At 71.3% G+C, this 20055-nt stretch carries 18 protein-coding genes, 1 tRNA gene and 2 pseudogenes; 17 read left to right on the top strand and 4 right to left on the bottom strand.

What is annotated here, in order from left to right; genetic code table 11:
• Positions 1-208 precede the first annotated feature (208 nt).
• From NLX86_RS34995 to NLX86_RS09090, 3 genes are all read left to right on the top strand, one after another.
• Positions 209-544 (top strand): SpoIIE family protein phosphatase, encoded by a 336-nt coding sequence (locus tag NLX86_RS34995; protein ID WP_254371088.1) that lies wholly within the window; start codon positions 209-211, stop codon positions 542-544.
• A 688-nt stretch (positions 545-1232) separates the two neighbouring features.
• Complete coding sequence (locus NLX86_RS09095; RefSeq protein ID WP_254371087.1) at positions 1233-2372, top strand: aminotransferase class V-fold PLP-dependent enzyme; 1140 nt, start codon at positions 1233-1235, stop codon at positions 2370-2372.
• A complete protein-coding gene (locus NLX86_RS09090) occupies positions 2369-3121 on the top strand; it encodes a cobalt-precorrin-6A reductase (protein WP_254371086.1) in 753 nt (250 codons plus the stop codon). The genes NLX86_RS09095 and NLX86_RS09090 overlap by 4 nt, the downstream gene beginning before the upstream one ends.
• Positions 3122-3130: 9 nt before the next feature.
• On the opposite strand, the gene cobF is transcribed toward NLX86_RS09090, so the two are convergent.
• Complete coding sequence (gene cobF, locus NLX86_RS09085) at positions 3131-3886, bottom strand: precorrin-6A synthase (deacetylating) (RefSeq protein ID WP_254371085.1); 756 nt, start codon at positions 3884-3886, stop codon at positions 3131-3133.
• 87 nt (positions 3887-3973) lie between these two features.
• On the opposite strand from cobF, the gene NLX86_RS09080 reads away from it, so the two are divergent.
• From NLX86_RS09080 to NLX86_RS09065, 4 genes and pseudogenes are all read left to right on the top strand, one after another.
• On the top strand, positions 3974-4729 hold the full coding sequence (locus NLX86_RS09080) for a (Fe-S)-binding protein (protein ID WP_254371084.1): 756 nt from the start codon (positions 3974-3976) through the stop codon (positions 4727-4729).
• Positions 4726-6201 carry a lactate utilization protein B gene (locus NLX86_RS09075; RefSeq protein WP_254371083.1) on the top strand — a complete coding sequence of 492 codons (1476 nt, stop codon included), beginning with the start codon at positions 4726-4728 and terminating at the stop codon, positions 6199-6201. The genes NLX86_RS09080 and NLX86_RS09075 overlap by 4 nt, the downstream gene beginning before the upstream one ends.
• A complete protein-coding gene (locus NLX86_RS09070; protein ID WP_254371082.1) occupies positions 6198-6830 on the top strand; it encodes an LUD domain-containing protein in 633 nt (210 codons plus the stop codon). The genes NLX86_RS09075 and NLX86_RS09070 overlap by 4 nt, the downstream gene beginning before the upstream one ends.
• Positions 6831-6857: 27 nt before the next feature.
• Positions 6858-7255 (top strand): annotated as a pseudogene (locus tag NLX86_RS09065) (VOC family protein).
• Between the two features lie 21 nt (positions 7256-7276).
• Here the strand turns inward: NLX86_RS09065 and NLX86_RS09060 are convergent.
• Complete coding sequence (locus tag NLX86_RS09060; protein WP_254371081.1) at positions 7277-7771, bottom strand: DUF309 domain-containing protein; 495 nt, start codon at positions 7769-7771, stop codon at positions 7277-7279.
• 106 nt (positions 7772-7877) lie between these two features.
• On the opposite strand from NLX86_RS09060, the gene NLX86_RS09055 reads away from it, so the two are divergent.
• The 3 genes from NLX86_RS09055 to NLX86_RS09045 all read left to right on the top strand — a co-directional run bounded on the left by NLX86_RS09055 (position 7878) and on the right by NLX86_RS09045 (position 10631).
• Positions 7878-7954: transfer RNA gene (locus NLX86_RS09055), tRNA-Pro, on the top strand.
• A 166-nt stretch (positions 7955-8120) separates the two neighbouring features.
• Complete coding sequence (locus NLX86_RS09050; protein ID WP_254371080.1) at positions 8121-10142, top strand: NADPH-dependent 2,4-dienoyl-CoA reductase; 2022 nt, start codon at positions 8121-8123, stop codon at positions 10140-10142.
• A 75-nt stretch (positions 10143-10217) separates the two neighbouring features.
• Positions 10218-10631, top strand: coding sequence for a PaaI family thioesterase (locus tag NLX86_RS09045; RefSeq protein ID WP_254371079.1), 414 nt, complete (start codon positions 10218-10220; stop codon positions 10629-10631).
• Positions 10632-10655: 24 nt separating this feature from the next.
• Here NLX86_RS09045 and NLX86_RS09040 read toward each other — a convergent pair whose 3' ends face one another.
• Complete coding sequence (locus NLX86_RS09040; protein ID WP_254371078.1) at positions 10656-11078, bottom strand: DUF350 domain-containing protein; 423 nt, start codon at positions 11076-11078, stop codon at positions 10656-10658.
• A gap of 95 nt (positions 11079-11173) precedes the next feature.
• Here NLX86_RS09040 and NLX86_RS09035 point away from each other — a divergent pair.
• The 3 genes and pseudogenes from NLX86_RS09035 to NLX86_RS09025 all read left to right on the top strand — a co-directional run.
• Positions 11174-11512: pseudogene (locus NLX86_RS09035) on the top strand (N-acetyltransferase family protein); the annotation flags it as partial.
• 356 nt (positions 11513-11868) lie between these two features.
• A complete protein-coding gene (locus NLX86_RS09030; protein ID WP_254371241.1) occupies positions 11869-12336 on the top strand; it encodes a hypothetical protein in 468 nt (155 codons plus the stop codon).
• Positions 12279-12584, top strand: coding sequence for a hypothetical protein (locus tag NLX86_RS09025; protein ID WP_254371077.1), 306 nt, complete (start codon positions 12279-12281; stop codon positions 12582-12584). Before NLX86_RS09030 ends, NLX86_RS09025 begins: the two co-directional genes overlap by 58 nt.
• Here NLX86_RS09025 and NLX86_RS09020 read toward each other — a convergent pair.
• Positions 12532-14475 (bottom strand): AMP-binding protein, encoded by a 1944-nt coding sequence (locus NLX86_RS09020; RefSeq protein ID WP_254371076.1) that lies wholly within the window; start codon positions 14473-14475, stop codon positions 12532-12534. The genes NLX86_RS09025 and NLX86_RS09020 overlap by 53 nt on opposite strands.
• A 132-nt stretch (positions 14476-14607) precedes the next feature.
• On the opposite strand from NLX86_RS09020, the gene NLX86_RS09015 reads away from it, so the two are divergent.
• From NLX86_RS09015 to NLX86_RS09000, 4 genes are all read left to right on the top strand, one after another.
• Positions 14608-16497 (top strand): ABC transporter ATP-binding protein, encoded by a 1890-nt coding sequence (locus NLX86_RS09015; protein ID WP_254371075.1) that lies wholly within the window; start codon positions 14608-14610, stop codon positions 16495-16497.
• 435 nt (positions 16498-16932) lie between these two features.
• Positions 16933-17649, top strand: coding sequence for a serine hydrolase (locus NLX86_RS09010; protein ID WP_308409563.1), 717 nt, complete (start codon positions 16933-16935; stop codon positions 17647-17649).
• A gap of 87 nt (positions 17650-17736) precedes the next feature.
• Positions 17737-18465, top strand: coding sequence for a response regulator transcription factor (locus tag NLX86_RS09005; RefSeq protein WP_254371073.1), 729 nt, complete (start codon positions 17737-17739; stop codon positions 18463-18465).
• Positions 18465-19967, top strand: coding sequence for a cell wall metabolism sensor histidine kinase WalK (locus NLX86_RS09000; protein ID WP_254371072.1), 1503 nt, complete (start codon positions 18465-18467; stop codon positions 19965-19967). The genes NLX86_RS09005 and NLX86_RS09000 overlap by 1 nt, the downstream gene beginning before the upstream one ends.
• The last annotated feature ends 88 nt before the right edge of the window (positions 19968-20055 follow it).

The following is a 20055-nucleotide window of genomic DNA, read 5'->3' as shown; positions in this document are numbered from 1 at the left end:
CCGCTCATCTCTCCGACCAGGAGCGGGCGGTCATCACCGGGTTTTTTTCACACTCGCGGAGTGTGTGCCATTCGCGATCGCACTGCTCGGATCGCCGCGGCGGCACAGGAGGTCCTGCTGCGGCCGGTGCCGGCCCGGCTGGGCCCGGTGCGGGCGGCCAGCATGTACCTGGGCACCCGGCGACCGTCTGCTGCTGCACACCGACGGCGTGATCGAAGCCCGCAATCGAGACAACGACTTCTTCGCCCTGCCCGAGGCCATGGAAGCGATGCACGACCGCACCCCGCGGGAGTTTCTGGATCAAATGCGCCAGGGATTGATCTGCCACACCCAGGGCTGTCTGGCGGACGATGTGGCGATGATCCTCGTTGACCGGCTCGACGAAGAAGTCGACGAAGACGTCGGCGCAGCCGCCGTTGTGTCGGGCGGCATGGAACGCGATACCGCCCGGGCCGCAGTCCGCGCCGATGCCGAGGCGCACGAACGCGACGGGACCCTGCCGGCCGGCTTCGCCGCCCCATCGCCTGCGGTGCCGAAACCATAGAGCATGCCGTCCTCGACACCGTGGCGAGGCGGATCGGTCCGCCGTTGCTATGGGAGCGAACCGGAGACCCGTCGAGGTTCGCCGCGAAGCCGTGCTGCTTGGTCTCGGGACATAGCGGCCCGGCCGGGCCTGGGGCATCATCGGCGCGTGCGGGGGCGGCGGCGGAGCACGAACTCTCCTCGCGCCTCGCGAAGCGGCCTTACGCCCGCCGACACGCCGGGATCTCGTTCTGGCTCCACTCCGGCGTGGACCCGGCCGAAAGCGCGTGCAGCGAGGTCGCGGAGGTCAAGGAGACCGGAGGGATGCTCTTCGGCGTCGTGCTGCGCGAGGACTGGACGACGACGGCTCAATCAAGGTCGACTCTCCTCCGACCCGTACGAGCATCCCCGGCGTTATTTCGCCGCCGGCGACGTGGTCGACAGCTCCATCTTGGGGACCGGTTGGGAACCACACGGTGTGCGCGGTACCGAACGAGAAGCGTTCCAGTGCACAATTCGCGCCCGAGATCGGTCTGTTATGTCTGGACAATTCGGGTGACCCGCACTCCTGGGGGTCAAGGGGTCGCAGGTTCAAATCCTGTCGTCCCGACCAGCGTTTGAGCAGGTCGGAAGCCGTTCGGAAGCCGTATCGGAGCAATCCGATACGGCTTCGTCGTGTTCCGTCGCCCGATGACTACGCTGAGGCCACCATGCCGCATTCCTTTCCCGGTGGTCCCGGCCTGTTCCGGCTCGACCCCGCCGTCGCCCACCTCAACCACGGCTCCTTCGGCACCGTCCCGGTCCCCGTCCAGGCCGTCCAGGCGGCCCTGCGCGAGGAGCAGGAGCGCGACCCGGACGCCTTCTACCTCCGCGTACCGGACCGGGTGGCCGCCGCGCGGGCGCGTATCGCCGCCCATCTGGGGGCCGAGGAGGGGGGAATCGCGCTGATCCCCAATGTCACCGAGGGCATCAACGTCGTACTGAACTCCCTGCGACTGGATGCCGAGGACGAGGTCCTGGTCACCGACCACGGCTACGGCACCGTCAGCGAGGCAGCCGGCCGCGGGGCCCGGCTGCGGACCGTGTCCCTCCGCCCGGACGCGCCCGATGAGGCGGCGGTACGGGAACGCGTACTGGCCGCCGTCACCGGCCGCACCAAGGTCGCCGTACTCGACCACATCACCTCGCCCACCGCCCGCATCGTCGCGGGCCCGCAGCTGCTCGCGGCCCTTGCCGAGCGCGGTGTCACCACGGTCGTCGACGGCGCCCACGCCCCCGGAATGCTCCCGGAACCGCTCGCGGGCGCCCCCGACTTCTGGTTCGGCAACCTCCACAAATGGGCGTACGCGCCGCGCGGGACCGCCGTCCTCGCGGTCGCCCCCCGGTGGCGGGCGCGCATCCGCCCGCTGGCCCCCTCCTGGGAGGATCACCACGGCTTCCCGCGCTCCCTCGAATGGCGCGGCACGATCGACTACACCCCCTGGCTCGCCGCCCCGGACGGCCTCGACCTGCTGGCGCGGCTCGACGCGCAGCAGGTACGCGCCCACAACTGCGCCCTCGCCGCATATGGCGGGCAGGTGCTGGCCGAACGCGTCGGGCTGCGCCCCATGCCGCACTCCGAAGGAGTCGCGATGCGCGCGCTGCGCCTGCCGCCCGGGGTCGCCGAGACCCGCGACAGCGCCCACGCCCTGCTGCGGGAGATCGCGGACCGGCTGCGCACCCGGGTGCTGGTGTGGCCCTGGCCGGGCGGCGGGGGGCTGCGGATCTCCGCGCAGATCTACAACCACCCGCGGGAGTACGAACAGCTGGCCACCGGCCTCGCCGCCCTGCTCGACGGGCGCCGCCCATGACCGCCCACATCCTGATCCTCGGCGGCACCGCCGAGGCCCGCCGACTGGCGCAGGAGCTGGCCGGCCGCCCCGGCCTGCGCGTGACGAGCTCGCTCGCGGGCCGGGTGGCCGAACCCAGGATGCCGCCGGGGGAGGTCCGGGTCGGCGGATTCGGCGGCGTCGCCGGGCTCGCCGACTGGCTGCGGGCGCACGAGGTGGCCGTCCTGGTGGACGCCACCCACCCGTTCGCCGAGACGATGAGCGCTCACGCCGCCGAGGCTTCGGCCCGTACCGGAACCGAACTGCTCGCGCTGCGCCGCCCCGGCTGGGAGGCCGGCCCCGGCGACCAGTGGCACTGGACCGGCTCGCTCGCCGAGGCCGCCGCCCTGCTGCCCGCCCTCGGCACCCGGATCCTCCTCACCACCGGACGGCTCGGCCTGGCTGCCTTCGCGGACCCGGGCCTCGGTCAACTCCACTTCCTCGTACGGTCGGTGGACCCTCCCGAGCCGCCGCTGCCGCGGCACACCCGGGTCGTGCTCGACCGGGGCCCGTACACCCTCGCGGGTGAGCGGGAGTTGCTCCGTACGTACGACATCGACGTCCTGGTCACCAAGGACAGCGGCGGACAGGCCACCGCGGCCAAGCTGACCGCCGCCCGTGAACTCGGCCTGCCCGTCGTCGTGGTGCGCCGCCCCGACCCGCCGGCCGGTGTCACCGTCGTGACCGACGCGGCGGACGCGCTCGACCGAATCGACCGGATCAGCTCGTGAACAGCCGGATCAGCCGCGCCGCAGCAGATAGGTGTCCATGATCCACCCCTTACGGGCGCGGGCCTCGGCGCGCAGTTCCTCGATCCGGTCGCAGACCTCCGCGAGCCGCCCCGACACCAGGATCTCGTCGGGGGTGCCCACGTAGGCCCCCCAGTAGATGTAGAGGTCCTGGTCGAGATGGCGGGTGAAGGCCTGCCGGGCGTCGAGCATCACGACCACGTCGTCCACGTCGTCCGGCCAGCCCTCGGCGAGCCGCCGGCCGGTGGTGATCTGCACCGGGCGCGCCACCCGGTTCAGCCCGGTCCGGTGCTTGGCGAGCAGCGCGGAGACACTGCTGATGCCCGGGACCACCTCGTGGTCGAAGGACACCGCGCCCCGGTCGAGGATCTCCTCCAGGATGCCGAGCGTGGAGTCGTACAGGGCCGGATCGCCCCAGACGAGGAACGCCCCGCACTCGTCCTCGGCCAGTTCGTCCGTGATGAACCGCTCGTAGAGCTCGGCCCGGCGGCGCCGCCAGTCGTCGACGGCGGGGGAGTAGTCGGAGGTCTTGCGGTCCCGCTCGGGGTCGCGCGCCTCGACGAGACGGTACGACGGGTTCTCGATGTGGGCGTCGAGGATGTCGTGCCGCAGCCGGGTCAGATCGGACTTCTCCTCACCCTTGTCGAGGATGAAGAACGCATCCGCCTTGTTCAGCGCCTTGACCGCCTGGAGCGTCAGGTGGTCCGGGTCGCCCGCCCCGATGCCGATGACATAGATCTTTCTCACGCCGTCGAGTCTGCCCCATGCCCCTCTCTCGGCCTCTACCCGGGCGGCCTCTACCCGGGCCCGTGGCCCCCGGCATAGGCTCCGGCCATGCGCGCCGCCCTGTTTGTCACCTGCGTCAACGACGCGCTCTTTCCGACCACCGCGATCGCCGTCGTAAGGCTGCTGGAACGGCTCGGCGTCCAAGTCGACTTCCCCGCCGCGCAGACCTGCTGCGGCCAGGCGCAGTACAACACCGGCTACCGGCACGAGACCGAGCCACTGGTCCGCCGGATGGGCCGGGCCTTCGAGGGGTACCCGTACGTCGTCACCCCGTCCGCGTCCTGCGCGGCGATGGTCCGCGACAACTACCCGCGAATCGCCCGGAAGGCCGCCGCCGAGGGCCGGGGCGGAGAACTCGTGGAGGTGGCGGGCTCGCTCGCGCCGCGCGTGTACGAGCTCACCGAATTCCTGGTGGACGTCCTCGGGGTCACGGACGTCGGCGCGTACTACCCCCACAAGGTGACCTATCACCCGTCCTGCCACGGGCTGCGGCTGCTGCGCCTCGGTGACCGGCCGCGAAAGCTCCTGGAGGCGGTCAAGGGCCTGGAACTCGTCGAGCTGCCGGGCGCGGAGGAGTGCTGCGGGTTCGGCGGCACATTCGCCGTCAAGAACGCCGACGTCTCGGCGGCCATGGGCGCGGACAAGGCCCGCAGCGCCGTCTCGACCGGCGCGGACGTGCTCTGCGGGGCAGACAACTCCTGCCTGATGCACATCGGCGGCACCCTGCGGCGCCAGGGCGCGCCCCTGCGCGCGGTGCACCTCGCGGAGATCCTGGCCAGCACCGAAGAGGAGCGCCACCCGTGAGCACTACCCACCTCGGCATGCCGTCGTTCCCCCGGGCCGCCCACGACGCCGTCCGCGACACGAGGCTGCGCGCCAATCTGCGGCACGCCACCCATACGATCCGGGACAAGCGGGCCAAAGCGGTCGCGGAGCTGGCCGACTGGGCGCAGCTGCGCGAGGCGGGCCGGCAGATCAAGGACCACACGCTGCGCCATCTCGACCGGTACCTGGTCCAGTTGGAGGAGTCGGTCACCGCGGCCGGCGGCACCGTGCACTGGGCGGCCGATGCCGCGGAGGCCAACCGGATCGTCGCCGGCCTGGTCAGGGCTACGGGCCACCGCGAGGTGGTCAAGGTCAAGTCGATGGCCACCCAGGAGATCGGCCTCAACGAGGCGCTGGAGGCGGAGGGCATCGCCGCGTACGAGACCGACCTCGCGGAGCTGATCGTGCAGCTCGGCGACGACCGGCCCTCGCACATCCTGGTCCCCGCCATCCACCGCAACCGCGGCGAGATCCGTGACATCTTCCGCCGGGAGATGGCGGCTTGGGGGCGCCCGGCGCCCGAGGGGCTCGGCGACACCCCCGCCGAGCTGGCCGAGGCCGCCCGGCTGCACCTGCGGGAGAAGTTCCTGCGCGCCAAGGTCGGTGTCTCGGGCGCGAACTTCATGGTGGCGGAGACCGGCACCATGGTCGTCCTGGAGTCCGAGGGCAACGGCCGGATGTGTCTGACCCTTCCCGAGACGCTGATCTCGGTCGTAGGCATTGAAAAGGTGGTGCCCAGCTGGCGGGATCTGGAGGTGTTCCTGCAGACCCTGCCGCGTTCCTCGACGGCCGAGCGGATGAACCCGTACACGAGCATGTGGACCGGCACCAGCCCCGGCGACGGGCCACAGGTCTTCCACCTCGTCCTCCTCGACAACGGCCGCACCGACACCTTGGCCGACGAGGTCGGCCGGCAGGCCCTGCGCTGCATCCGCTGCTCGGCCTGTCTGAACGTCTGCCCGGTGTACGAACGGGTCGGCGGGCACGCCTACGGCTCGGTCTACCCGGGGCCGATCGGTGCCATCCTCAGCCCCCAACTCCGGGGCACCGGCAGCGAGATCGACGCCTCCCTGCCGTACGCGTCGTCGCTGTGCGGGGCCTGCTACGACGTCTGCCCGGTCGCCATCGACATCCCCGAGGTCCTGGTCCACCTGCGCGAACGCGTCGTCCAGGGCGGCGATGTCACCCGCGACGGGGTGAAGGCCACCATCAAGCCGGCGAAGGGTCACGCGGCCGAGCGCATGGCGATGCGGGCGGCCCGCTGGGCGCTGGACCACCCGGCCGCGCTGCGCGCGGGGGAGCGGCTGGCGTACCGGACCCGCCGCATCCACCCCAGGCGGCTGCCGGGCCCGGGCCGGGCCTGGAGCGCCACCCGTGAACTGCCCGAACTGCCCGCGGAGTCGTTCCGCGACTGGTGGCAGCGCACCCGGAGCGAGGGACGTACCACGTGAACAGCAGGGAACGCGTGCTCGGCCGGGTGCGCAGGGCACTGGACGGCGTGGAGCGGCACGGCACGCCCCTGCCGCGCGACTATCTCCCCGTACACGGAAACCGCAGTACGGCGGAGACCGTCGAGCTGCTGGCGGAGAACCTCGCAGACTACCGGGCGATCGTGCACCGGACGGACGAGGACGGGCTGCCGCCGCTGCTCGCGCGGCTGCTCGCCGAGCGCGGCTCCCGGACCGTTCTGGTACCACCCGAACTCCCGCATCGATGGCTGTCCGCCGCCGGCCTGGTCCTTGTTCCCGACCGGGCGGAGTCCACTCCGGCGGAGCTGGACGCCGTCGACAGCGTCGTCACGGGGTGCGCGCTGGCCGTCGCCGAGACGGGCACCATCGTCCTGGACGGCAGCCTGGACCAGGGACGTCGCCGTATCACCCTCGTCCCCGACCACCACATCTGCGTGATCCGGGTGCCGGAGCAGGTCGTCGGCTCGGTGCCGCAGGCACTCGCACGCCTCGATCCCACCCGCCCGCTCACCTGGATCTCGGGCCCCTCGGCCACCAGCGACATCGAGCTGGACCGGGTCGAGGGCGTGCACGGCCCCCGCGCGCTGGAAGTGGTCCTGGTCGGCTGGTGAGCGTCAATCGTGAGCCAGAATGACCCCATGGCCCATATCGCCCTGGTGGCTCTCGTCGTCCGTGACTACGACGAGGCGATCCGCTTCTACACCGAGGCCCTGGGCTTCGAGCTGGCCGAGGACACCCCGCGCCCAGACGGCTCGCGCTGGGTCGTGGTCCGCCCCCGCGGCGCAGGCACCGACACCGGATCCACCGCCCTGCTGCTCGCCCTGGCCAAGGACGGCGACCAGCGCGAGCGGGTCGGTGACCAGACGGCGGCCGCGTCGGGTTCTTCCTGCACACCGACGACTTCACCGGGGACCACGCGCGGATGACCGCCGCCGGCGTCCGGTTCCTGGAGGAGCCGCGCCACGAGCCGTACGGCTCGGTCGCGGTCTTCGAGGACCTGTACGGCAACCGCTGGGACCTCCTCCAGCCGGCCTGACTCGGCCGTCCCGGTGCCGGCTCAGCCGCTCAGCCGCGGGGCCGAGGCCGCCGCCGGAACCGGCTCGGGGCGCCGGCCGATCCGGTCCGCCAGCTCCCTCGCCCAGGACACCAGCCCGGTCACGTCGATGCCGTACGGGCGCTCCCCGGCGTACGCCTCGATCCCGCCCGCGCCCCTGAGCAGCAGCGTCGCGCCTCCCGACGCGTTGCCGCGCGCCGCATGCGTCAGCCCCACCGCGAGCTGCGCGAGTCCGCGCCACAGGGCCCGCTCCGCCTCCGGCCCGGACTTCCACGCGTCCTCGAACACCTCGTGCGCGTGGAACGGCATCCCGGCGTCCAGCAGCCGCTGCGCCTCGCGCAGGGTCTCGTCAGGGGTGCGCACCACGCCCTCCGGCTGGCGGGCGACCCCGTCCGCCCCGTACGGCAGCGGGCGCCCCAGGCCGTCTCGTGGTCGCGCACTGCGCGCCCTGCCCTCCGGATCGCGATCGCGTCCGCTCTGCTCTTGCGTCTCGTCCACCCTCCCATCTGAACATGACCCGCCCCGCGCAGACTTCGCACGGCCCGGCGTGAGGTAGTGTTCTACCTGCGCGAACACACAGGGACACCACCTGTCACACGCGCACCGGGACGTGGCGCAGCTTGGTAGCGCACTTGACTGGGGGTCAAGGGGTCGCAGGTTCAAATCCTGTCGTCCCGACCAGCTTTCGAGCAGGTCAGAGGCCGTATCGGAGAAATCCGGTACGGCCTTCCGGCGTTTCCGGGGGCGGCAGCGGGTGAGGCGGTCGTCACTTCCTTTTGCACTTTGTTGCATAAGCGGGCTCCGGGGTCTAGAACTGGAGCGACGACCCTGCCCGAGGAGGCGCCGAATGAGCCCGTACCCGCACCTGCTGAGCCCGCTGGACCTGGGCTTCACGACGCTGCCCAACCGCGTGCTCATGGGCTCCATGCACGTCGGTCTTGAGGAGGCCGAGCGCGGCTTCGAGCGGATGGCCGCGTTCTACGCGGAGCGCGCCCGCGGCGCCGTCGGGCTCATCGTCACCGGCGGCATCGCCCCCAACGAGCAGGGGCGCCCGTACGAAGGCGGCGCCAAGCTCACCACCGAGGCCGAGGCGGCGAAGCACCGGGCGGTGACCGACGCGGTGCACCGCGAGGGCGGCCGGATCGCGATGCAGCTCCTGCACTTCGGCCGGTACGCGTACCACGAGGACCTGGTCGCCCCCAGCGCCATCCAGGCGCCCATCAGCCCGTACGTCCCGAACGCGCTCACCGATGCCGAGGTCGAGCAGACCGTCGAGGACTTCGTCCGGGCGGCCGGACTGGCGAAGCTGGCCGGCTACGACGGCGTCGAGATCATGGGCTCCGAGGGATACCTGATCAACGAGTTCATCGCGAGCGCCACCAACCACCGCGAGGACCGGTGGGGCGGCTCGTACGAGAACCGGATCCGCTTCCCCCTCGAGATCGTCCGGCGCGTCCGCGAACACGTCGGCCCGGACTTCATCCTCATCTACCGGCTCTCCATGCTCGACCTGGTCCCCGGCGGCTCCTCGCTGGAGGAGGTCGTCACCCTGGCCCAGCGGATCGAGGCGGCCGGCGCGACCCTCATCAACACCGGCATCGGCTGGCACGAGGCCCGTATCCCGACCATCGCGACCTCCGTGCCGCGCGGCGCGTACACCTGGGTCACCAAGAAGCTCATGGGCTCGGTTTCCATCCCGCTGATCACCAGCAACCGCATCAACACCCCCGAGGTCGCAGAGCAGTTGCTCGCCGAGGGCCGCGCCGACATGGTGTCCATGGCACGCCCCTTCCTCGCGGACCCCGACTTCGTCGCCAAGGCCCGCGACGGCCGTGCCGATTCCATCAACACCTGCATCGGCTGCAACCAGGCCTGCCTGGACCACACCTTCAGCGGGAAGCTCACCTCCTGCCTGGTCAACCCGCGCGCCTGCCACGAGACCGAGCTGGTACTGTCCCCGACCCGGCGCCGCAAGCGCATCGGAGTCGTCGGCGCGGGACCCGCCGGGCTCGCCTTCGCCGTGTCGGCGGCCGAACGCGGCCACGCGGTCACCCTGTTCGACGCCGCGGACGAGATCGGCGGACAGCTGAACATCGCCAAGCGGGTCCCGGGCAAGGAGGAGTTCGAGGAGACCCTGCGTTACTTCCGTACGCAGCTCGAAGCGCACGGTGTGGACGTACGGCTGAACACCCGGGTCGGCGCGGCGGACCTCGCGGCCGACGCGTACGACGACGTGGTGGTCGCCACCGGTGTCACCCCCAGGACCCCCGAGATCCCCGGCGTCGACCACCCCAGCGTCGTCAGCTACCTCGACGTCCTGCGCGACGGCGCGCCGGTCGGGGAGCGGGTCGCGATCGTCGGCGCGGGCGGAATCGGCTTCGACATCGCCGAGTACCTCACCGACGGCGGCGACGCGGCGAGCCTGGACCCGGACACGTACTTCAGGCAGTGGGGCGTCGACACCGACTACCGCGGCCGGGGCGGACTGCGCGCCCCCGAGCGGCCGAAGCCGCCCCGGACCGTGCACCTCCTCCAGCGCAAGACCAGCAAGGTCGGCGCAGGGCTGGGCAAGACGACGGGCTGGATCCACCGGACCGAACTCAAGCACCGCGGCGTCACCATGGTGGCCGGCGCGACCTACGACCGGATCGACGACGCGGGACTGCATCTCACGGTCGACGGCGTCTCCTCGGTGCTGCCGGTCGACACCGTCGTCCTGTGCACCGGACAGGAGCCGAGGCGCGCGCTGTACGAGGAGCTGGCGGCGGCCGGCACGTCGGTCCACCTCATCGGCGGCGCGGACGTGGCCGCCGAGCTGGACGCCAAGCGGGCGATCAAGCAGGGCACGGAACTCGCCGCCGCCCTCTGAGGCGGGGGTCGTTGTAGAGAGGGCGGCGCAGAGGGGGTGTTGTAGGGGGAGGGCCCGGACCGCCACACTCTCCCTGTGACGCTGACTCCGGTTGAGGCCGACAAGATTCTGGCGGACAACTTCGCGCCGTGGGTGCTCGACCTCGGGCTGTCCGTGGTCGAGTGCGGCGACCGGCACGCCGTGCTGCGGCTGCCCTGGTCGGACCGGCTGGCCCGCGACGGCGGCGGCCTGTCCGGGCAGGCACTCATGGCGGCCGCGGACACGGCGACGGTGATCGCGGTGGCCTCGGCCCGCGGCGGCTACGGGCCGATGACCACCGTGCAGCAGTCCTCGACGTTCCAGCGCGCGGTGCTCGGCGCCGATGTGCTGGTCGACGCGCGGATCACCAAGCTCGGCCGTCGGCTGGCGTTCGCCGACATCACCATGACGGCCGAGGGTACGCAGGAGGCGGCCGCCCGCGCCTCCACCGTGTACGCGCTGCTGGGGTGACGCGGGCGCGGGCGCGGGCCGGGCTCAGGCGATGGACGCCGAGACGATGGCGGACACCGCGAGGTTGCAGGACGCCGTCACCCACACCGCCGGGTGCGGCTCCCGCTCGACCAGCGTGGCGCCCAGCTTGCCCGGCGTCACCAGGTCCACCACCAGGAACGCCACCGCCATCATCACCAGGCCCAGCAGGCCGAACGCGGCCGTGGACACCAGCCCCTTGCCGAAGTCCTCGTACGTCGTCCAGATCGACGTGAACACGATCCCGCCTATGCCGAGCAGGGCCGAGCTGAGCAGCACGGCGGCGTTGCGGTTGCGCTCCTCCCAGATCTGCCGGCCCAGCTTGCCGGGCGTCAGCAGGTCCACCAGGACGATGCCGAGGATCAGCAGCACCACGCCGAGAGCGCCGTAGGTGGTGGCACGGCCAAGTCCGTTGACGATGTCACTCATTGAGAAGCCTGTCTCCGCGGGTGAAGGTGATCGTTGGCAGGGGGACGCAAAACTATCGCACGGCTGTACGGCAACAGGGCCGGGGAGGGGCGCCGATGCTGAGGGTCCGGGCGGCGCGGGCACAGGAGGCGGAGCTGCTGACCGAGCTCGTGCTCCGCTCCAAGGCGCACTGGGGGTACGACGAGCGGTTCATGGCGGCCTGCCGGGACGAACTGCGGATCCGTGCCGACGACATCGCGGGCCGCCGGATCGTGGTGGCCGAGGACGCGCACTCCGTACTGGGAGTCTCGTCACTGGAGGGCGAACCGCCCGACGCCGAGCTGGGAGTGCTGTTCGTGGACCCGCCGGCCATCGGCCGCGGCGTGGGCCGCCTGCTGTACGAGCACACCGTCCGGGCCGCCCGTGGGCTCGGCTTCGCGCGGATGGTGATCGACGCCGATCCGCATGTGGCGGCGTTCTACCGGGCCATGGGCGCCCGCGCGGCCGGCCCGACTCCTTCCGGATCGGGGGCGGGCCGCGAACTGCCCCGCTTCGAGGTCGTGTTGCCCGTCCACCCCGCGTGGGCGCAGGCGTGGACCGGGGGGCGTCGGGCGGTGCACCCTCGGCAACGTCGCCGAGTACAACCTCCAGTTCCCCGACCCGTCACTGGACGGTCGGCAGCACGCGGCCCACGACTACGCCTGCCTCGCCGCCTTCTACAGCCCGCACCCCGCGGCCGTCGTCCTGCCCCGGGCGGTGCACCCGCGCTGGCTCGCGATGGTCCCGGCAACTGGCCTGGGACGGCGTCGAGGTGTACGACGGGCTGGCGGAGTACGACGCGCACCTGTCGGCGGCCGTGCTGGCCCGCCCCGCGCTCGCCGAGCGGCTGCGCGACCCCGGGCGCCCGCTCGTGGCGTGGGGGCAGACCGCGGCGTTCGGCCGGCTGGCCGGAGGGGCGCTGGCCGAAGGGGCGCTGGCCGAAGGGGCGCTGCGTTACGAGTCCAAGCAGGCCGCGAACGCCATGTTCCGGCGGCTCGCGGCCACCGGCGGCCACCCCGGCATCGCGGTGCCGGACCAGACCCGTGCCGGTACGCGGCGTACGGCGGCCCGGCTGCTGGCGGCGCGGGCCCGGGCAGGTGAGACCACCGTGCTGAAGTCGGAGTACGGGGTCGGGGGTTCCGGCACCGCGGCGCCGGGCATCTCGTACGAATCGCCGACCGGGTGGAACTGGGGGCCCGGCTGCCGGACGCGCTGCTGTACGACTTCCTGGAGGACCTGACCGGGCGGTGCGCCGCGCTCGACACCGTACTGATCCCGGCGATCGTGACAGCGGCTTACGACCCCGCCCCCCACCTGGGGGTCCTGCTGGCCGCCCAGGACTCGGCGGCGCTGGAGGCCGCCGAGGCCCTGGTACGGGCCGACTGCCGGGGACTCGCCCGGATGTTCGCGGATCCGCCGCCGCGACAGGGGCCGGTCAGTCATCGTCCTCGGGGTCGGCCGGCTTGCGTGTCGCGTACACGGCGATGATCGCCGCCGCGATCATCAGCGGGACGTTGAACACGTAGACCAGGGCGGCCTGGCGCGACCAGTCGTCCTTGGCGGCCAGCCGGTAGAAGTTGTCCTGCGGCCACCAGGAGATCAGCAGATACACGATGGCCAGATGCGCGGCCATCGTCAGCCCCCGGGATTTTCCGGCTTGCCGCATCCGGGGGTATCCGGTGAACAGGAACATCACGCCCGCCGCGAAGGCCACGCACTCGACGACGTACAGGACCCGGAAGAACCCCGACCACTGGTCGGGCACGGCGGACAGGTCGGTCGACCCGGGCCAGATCAGGTCCGTCCACATCAGCGCGAAGAACCCCACGATGATCACGCCGCAGCCGATCGGTACGGCGACCAGGACGCCTTCGTTGATCAGCGGCGCCCTGTCGGCCTTGCCGCCTGCGGCCGGTCCCTGGCCGGCCGGCTGCGCGGGCTGCGGCAGCGCGCCCCGGTCCTCCTGCCCTGCCCGGGTGCGGGGCAGCGACCGCAGCCGTACGACCGCCCCCGGGATCTCCTCGGCGGGAACCAGGCCGGTCAGATAGGTGCGGACCTCGGCGGCGTCCGGTACGGCGGCCGTACCCGACGGCACCGCATACGCCACCAGCCGCCCGCTGCGCGCCCCGCCTTCCGCGGCCACGACCAGGCACGCGCCGATCTGCGGGTGATCGTGCAGCAGGGACTCGACGCGGTACGGATCGAAGGACCGGCGGCCGGCGGCCACGCGGTGCCGGGCCCGGCCCCGGTACTCCAGCAGCCCGTCCTCGCGCAGCCGTCCGAAGTCGCCGGTGGGTATGGCGTCACCTCCGCCCGGCGGGGTCAGCCGTATCCCGCCGTCGCCGTCGGTATCCACCCGGCAGCCGGGGAAGGGCGTGCCGATCAGCGAGACGCGGCCCGGGTGCTCGGCCGGCGCGGACAGCTGCGACAGCTCGAACCAGGTGCCGCAACCGGCGGCTTCCGTGACCCCGTAGACATTGAGCAGCCGCACATCCGGCGGGAGCCGGCGGTGCAGATCAGCCTGTTCGTCGAGGTAGAGCCGGTCGCCGGTGACGGTCAGCAGCCGCACCGACGACAGCGCCGGGTGCTGTCCCGACGTGCTCCGCAGGAGACGCGCCGCGCCGGCCGGGTCGGTGTCCACGACGGTGACCGACTCGGCATCGATCAGCCGGTGCGCCTCGCCGGAGCGCCGCTCGGGCAGCACCAGCGCGCCCCCGGAGCACAGCGCCCGTATCCAGCCGCCGGTGAACACGGTGGCATCGGGCCGGGCGGTGACCAGGTGCCGGTCCTGCGGCGTCAGCCCGTACACCTCGGCCCATCCCTCGTACGCGGCCACCAGCCGCGCATGGCCGACCGGCACGGCGCGCGGGCTCCCGGCCGCGGTGAAGAGGACCGCGGCCGTGCCACCGGGAGGTACGTCGAGCGGTTCTGCCGGGTGTGCGGCGATTTCCCGCGCATCGGAGTCCAGGCAGATCGTCCGACGGCCGTCGCCGTGGTCCAGCCGGGCCCGGTTGTCATGGTCGGTGACCACCGCGAACGGGTCTGCCTGATCGAGCTGCCGGCGCACCGTCGCGGGCGCGCTCCGCGGGTCGACCACCGCGTACGCCCCGCCCGCCTTGAGTACGGCGAGGACGGCGACCAGTACATCCGGCATCCGGTCCGTACCCACGGCCACGATGCCGCCGGCCGGCAGTCCCGCGTCCCGCAGATGGTGTGCCAGCCGGTTGGCGCGGAGATCGAGTTCCCGGTAGCTCAGATGCGTGCCCCCGCTGACGACGGCTCGGGCGTCGGGGGTTTCACGGACCCATCGTTCGAAGAGGTGGATGATGGCTTCAGTAGTGCGCGGACCGGGGCGTGCGGACTCGGATTCCTGCGACATCCCCAGATGATGGCAGCCCGCACCGGCACAGCACGAGAGCGCTGCTTCGCCGGGCCCTCGCCGGACTTGACCTCAACGTTGCTTGAGGTTTTAGCGTTCCTGGTGCACTCACCAGACTGACGGAGGCACCTCATGGACATGGAAGTCACCGCGTGGACATCGCTGCACAGCGCGATGAACGCACAGCAGGACCGGCGGCCCTTCTCCCGCGCGACGCTCCGCCGGATCGCCGCGTTCGCCCGCCCGCACCGCCGGCAGATCGGCCAGTTCCTGCTCCTCAGCGTCGTCATGGCGCTGCTCGCGGTGGCCACCCCGGTCCTCGCCGGCCGGGTCGTCGACTCGATCGTCAAGGGCCAGGCGCCCGGGACGGTCGTCCGGCTCGCCGTCCTCATCGCTGTCATAGCCCTCGCGGAGGCCGGTCTCGGCCTGCTGACCCGCTGGCTTTCGGCCACCCTCGGCGAGGGTCTGATCCTCGACCTGCGGACCGCCGTCTTCGATCACGTGCAGCGCATGCCGGTCGCCTTCTTCACCCGCACCCGCACCGGCGCACTCGTCAGCCGGCTGAACAACGACGTCATCGGCGCCCAGCGGGCGTTCAGCAACACGCTGTCCGGCGTCGTCTCCAACCTCGTCACCCTGCTGCTGACGCTCGCCGTCATGCTCAGCATCTCCTGGCAGATCACCCTGCTCGCCCTCGTCCTGCTACCGGTGTTCGTCATCCCCGCCCGGCGGATGGGCTCCCGGATGGCCAGACTCCAGCGCGAGGCGGCCGACCACAACGCCGCCATGGGCACCCAGATGACCGAGCGTTTCTCCGCCCCCGGCGCGACCCTCGTCAAGCTCTTCGGCCGGCCCGCCGACGAGTCGGCCGAATTCGCCGCCCGCGCCAGGCGGGTGCGTGACATCGGCGTCCGTACCGCCATGGCGCAGTCCGCCTTCATCACCGCCCTCACCCTGGTCTCGGCCCTGGCGCTCGCGCTGGTCTACGGACTCGGCGGCTACTACGCACTGCGCGGCACGCTGGAGCCGGGCGCCGTCGTCGCACTCGCCCTGCTCCTCACCCGGCTCTACGCCCCGCTGACCGCCCTGGCCGGCGCCCGCGTCGAGGTGATGAGCGCCCTCGTCAGCTTCGAGCGGGTCTTCGAGATCCTCGACCTCAAGCCGCTGATCGCCGAGAAGCAGGACGCCCGGCGGGTGCCGGAAGGACCGGTGTCCGTGGAGTTCGACGGAGTGCGCTTCGGCTACCCGTCCGCCGACAAGGTCTCCCTCGCCTCCCTGGAAGAGGTCGCGACCCTCGACACCCGCGGCGGCACCGAAGTCCTGCACGACATCTCCTTCCGCGCAGAACCCGGCCAGATGGTGGCCCTCGTCGGCTCCTCAGGGGCGGGCAAGTCGACGATCGCGCAGCTCCTGCCGAGGCTGTACGACACCGAATCCGGCTCGGTGCGGCTGAACGGCATCGACGTACGCGAACTGAGCGCGGAATCGATCCGCGAGACGCTCGGCATGGTCACCCAGGACGGCCACCTCTTCCACGACTCGGTACGCGCCAACCTGCTGCTCGCCCGGCCCGACGCCACCGAGGACCACCTCTGGGAGGCGCTGCGCCGCTCGCGCCTCGACGGCCTGGTCGCGTCCCTGCCCGACGGCCTGGACACCGTCGTCGGCGAGCGCGGCTACCGCCTCTCCGGCGGCGAACGGCAACGACTGACGATCGCCCGGCTGCTGCTGGCCCGCCAGCGGGTGGTGATCCTCGACGAGGCGACGGCCCATCTGGACTCCACCTCGGAGGCCGCGGTCCAGGAGGCGCTGGCCGAGGCACTGGCCGGCCGTACCGCCGTGGTGATCGCCCACCGGCTGTCCACCGTACGGGCCGCCGACCTGATCCTGGTGATCGAGGACGGCCGGGTCGTCGAACGCGGCACCCACACCGCCCTGCTGGCGGCCGGCGGCCGCTACGAGGAGCTGTACCGCACCCAGTTCGAGCGCCCGGGAGCGGAGACAGCCGAGCCCGTCCACTGACGCCCTGCTGGCCAGGGACGCGCCGGCCCGCCTCGGTACCGCGGTCGCGCAGCGACCACAGCCCCCGACGCACCCCTGTTCGGCACACTCGCCGATGGATGGGGCCGGTCGCGCAGCGACTCAGTCTCCCCGGGCATCGCGCTGACCACGGCCCGTGGACGCTTCTTCGATGCGACTCTCAGACGGCCTTGAAGTTGATCCCAGCGTGCGCACAGTTGTGATTCGTAGCGTCGCGGCATGGTTGGATCCGGATCCCGTCGCCGCCCACGTCGTCGTCTCGTCGTAGTGGTGACGAGTACGGTCGCTCTGCTCGGTTGCGTAGTGGCCGGTGCGGCGAGCCTGCATCATCAGTCAGTGCGTACGACGGCCGTCACATCGGTCTCCTCCCTCGCGCCCAGCCGAAGCGCCGAAACGCAGGGAGCCGCGGCACCCGAAGTGGATCTCGACGACCTGCTGGCGGATGAGCTCGCTCAGGTGGCTCCGGTCGGCGACGCGCAGATATCGGTGGCGGTGATGGACTTGGAATCGGGTGACCGAGCCGTGTTCGAGAGCGACCAGTACGACACCGCGAGCATTGTGAAGGTCGACATCCTGGCGACGCTGCTGCTGCAGGCGCAGGATGCGGGACGTGCTCTGACCGCGCAGGAGCGCACCCACGCGGCGAGCATGATCCAGAACAGCGACAACGCCGCGACCACCGTCCTGTGGGACACGATCGGCGGCGCGGCGGGGCTGGATGCGGCCAACGAACGCCTCGGATTGACCGCCACCTCCGCAGGCCGGGACGGAAACTGGGGCCTCACCCTGACGACGGCCGAAGATCAACTGATTCTCCTGAACGCGATATTCGGGACAGAGTCAGTCCTGACCAGGACTGACCGGCAATACATTGAGAACTTGATGGAGAACGTCGCGAGTGGTCAGGACTGGGGTGTGTCGGCCGCTGACACCAGCGCAGCACTCAAGAACGGCTGGCTGCCACGCACCGCGACCGGTCTGTGGGATATCAACAGCATCGGGCGCGTACACGTCGATGGCCGCGACTGCGTCATCGCCGTCCTGTCCGACGGCAACCGCACCCAGGCCGAAGGCATAGCGCTCGTGGAGGACGCCACCCGGGCCGCTGTCTCAGTCGTCAACTCCATCCGATGACCTGCTACTGAAGAGGCCGCTGATCTCTGGAGCGACGTGAAGGTGGCTCTCAGCTTTCTTTGAGCTCGGTGCGATACGGATGAACCCATGACCGACACCGCACCTTCGCCGACCACCGTTCTCGTCGTCGACGACGAGCCGAACATCCGTGATCTTCTTTCCCAGACCTTGCGTCTGGTCGGCTTCGACGTCGTCGCGGCGGCGACCGGCTTCGAGGCATTGACGGCCGCAGAGGCCGCGCGGCCGGGTCTCATTGTGCTGGATGTGATGCTTCCCGATCTTGATGGCTTCGAGGTGGCGGCTCGGCTGCGTGCGGCTGGGCAGGAAGTTCCGGTGTTGTTCCTCACGGCCCGGGATTCGCTGGACGACCGGATCAGAGGGCTGACGGCAGGCGGGGACGACTATGTGACAAAGCCGTTCAGTCTGGAGGAGGTGGTGCTGCGCATCCGTGCCATTCTGCGCCGCACCCGGTCGGTCACCGGGGCGCACCACGAGGCAGCACCGGATCCGGTGCTGCGCTATGCCGACCTGGAGCTCGACGAGGACCGGCACGAGGTACGCAGAGGCGGCCGGCGCATCGAGCTGTCGCCGACCGAGTTCAACCTGCTGCGCTTCCTGCTCGAGCACCCGGGCCGGGTCATCGGCAAGGCACAGATCCTGGACCGGGTGTGGTCCTACGACTTCGGCGGCGACAGCCGGATCGTGGAGTCCTATGTCTACTACCTGCGCAAGAAGCTCGACTCCACCGGCCCACGGCTCATCCACACCGTCCGGGGCGTGGGGTACACGCTGCGGCTGCCGCACGGAGAACAGTGATGCTCCGCCTTCGCCGGTGGGGTCACTGGACGCTGCGGTCCCGGCTGGTCGTGGTCAGCGCGGCCTTGACGGCTCTCGCACTCATCGGCGCCAACACGGCGGGGGTGATTCTGTTGCGCTCGTATCTCATCGACCGCGTCGACCGGCAGCTGGCTGTTCCCGGCTTGCGGGGACAGCTGGTGACGAGCCTCACCGAGCGCGCGGGGGACGGGCCGCCCAGCCAAACTCCGGGCGAAAGGTTTCTGGCCCAGGTCTTCGGTGCCGATTCCCGGATCTACTTGTACGAGCGGACCGGCGAGCGCGGCGTGTACCCGGAGGAAGCCACTGAGCCCGGTCCCGTCCTGCCGGCGGCGGCTGAACTGGCCGACCGTACCGATGTGCCGTTCACGGTCCCAGGCCAGGATGGCGGCGCGGACTGGCGGGCTGTCGTCAAGGCGGTGGAGCCGACGACCGGTCTGGAGACGGGCGGATTCATCGTCACCGCCACCTCCCTGGCCCAGGTTGAGGAGACCTCGGAGCGGCTGCTGCTCATCGACGCGGCCGTCGTGGCCGTCGCGCTCGCACTGCTGGGTGCCGGGGCCGCGGTCCTGGTACGGGTGGGACTGCGCCCCCTGACCCGTATGGAAGCCACCGCCGGGATCATCGCGGCGGGGGACCTCTCGCAACGTGTCCCGGACACGGATCCGCATACCGAGCCCGGCCGCCTGGGCCGGGCGATGAACGCAATGCTCGGTCGCGTGGAGTACGAAATCGGGGCCCGCACGGCCTCCGAGCTGAAGCTTCGCCGCTTCCTCGCCGACGCCTCTCACGAGCTGCGCACCCCGTTGACCTCTATCCGCGGCTTTGCCGAGCTCTACCGGCGCGGCGGTGACGGCGCGGACGCCATGCGGCGCATCGAGGCTGAAGCCGCGCGGATGGGTGTGCTCGTGGAGGATCTGCTGATGCTGGCCCGGCTCGATGAGCAGCGCGAGCCGCAGAAGCTCCCCGTCGATCTCCTGGAACTCACGGTGGATGTGGCACGGGGCCTTCACGCCCGCTCCACGAGTCGTGTCGTGCGGATCCTGGACCTGGACGAGTCGGGCGGGCTGATCGAACCCATGGTCGTGACTGGTGATCCCTTGCAGCTGCGGCAGGTGCTCGGCAACCTGCTGGCCAACGCTGACCGTCACACGCCACCCAGTGCGCAGATCACGATTCGGCTCGGGTCCAGGCGGCCTGACGCGCTCAGCCCGGCCGTCGCGGCCGCGGGCACCCTGCTGCCGGCCGACAGGCCGGCCGCGGTAATCGAGGTGGCCGACACGGGTCCAGGGGTGCCGCCTGTGCATGCCCCGTATGTGTTCGAGCGTCTCTACCGCGCCGATCCCGCGCGCACCGGCGGTGGTGCGGGGCTGGGCCTCTCGATCGCCGCGGCCATCGTCGAGGCGCACGGCGGCCGTATGGATCTGGCAGCGCAGCCCTCGGGCACGGGTGCGACCTTCCGTGTGACCCTGCCGCTGTTCTGAATCCGCTCGGGATTACCAGGTGGCTTTGAGGTTGGGCCCAGGGTCCGCTGAACCTGTGATGCCAGCATCGCCATTCGTACGACAAACC

This window comes from Streptomyces sp. A3M-1-3 (assembly GCF_024213665.1).
GTDB lineage: Bacteria > Actinomycetota > Actinomycetes > Streptomycetales > Streptomycetaceae > Streptomyces.
This window is presented reverse-complemented; position numbering and strand designations above follow the sequence as displayed.

Excerpts from the sequence above, each read along its gene's own strand:
- NLX86_RS09095 (WP_254371087.1), top strand. The coding sequence starts at position 1,233 with ATGCCGCATTCCTTTCCCGGTGGTCCCGGCCTGTTCCGGCTCGACCCC.
- NLX86_RS09090 (WP_254371086.1), top strand. The coding sequence starts at position 2,369 with ATGACCGCCCACATCCTGATCCTCGGCGGCACCGCCGAGGCCCGCCGA.
- NLX86_RS09080 (WP_254371084.1), top strand. The coding sequence starts at position 3,974 with ATGCGCGCCGCCCTGTTTGTCACCTGCGTCAACGACGCGCTCTTTCCG.
- NLX86_RS09050 (WP_254371080.1), top strand. The coding sequence starts at position 8,121 with ATGAGCCCGTACCCGCACCTGCTGAGCCCGCTGGACCTGGGCTTCACG.
- NLX86_RS09040 (WP_254371078.1), bottom strand. The coding sequence starts at position 11,078 with ATGAGTGACATCGTCAACGGACTTGGCCGTGCCACCACCTACGGCGCT.
- NLX86_RS09020 (WP_254371076.1), bottom strand. The coding sequence starts at position 14,475 with ATGTCGCAGGAATCCGAGTCCGCACGCCCCGGTCCGCGCACTACTGAA.
- NLX86_RS09015 (WP_254371075.1), top strand. The coding sequence starts at position 14,608 with ATGGACATGGAAGTCACCGCGTGGACATCGCTGCACAGCGCGATGAAC.
- NLX86_RS09005 (WP_254371073.1), top strand. The coding sequence starts at position 17,737 with ATGACCGACACCGCACCTTCGCCGACCACCGTTCTCGTCGTCGACGAC.
- NLX86_RS09000 (WP_254371072.1), top strand. The coding sequence starts at position 18,465 with ATGCTCCGCCTTCGCCGGTGGGGTCACTGGACGCTGCGGTCCCGGCTG.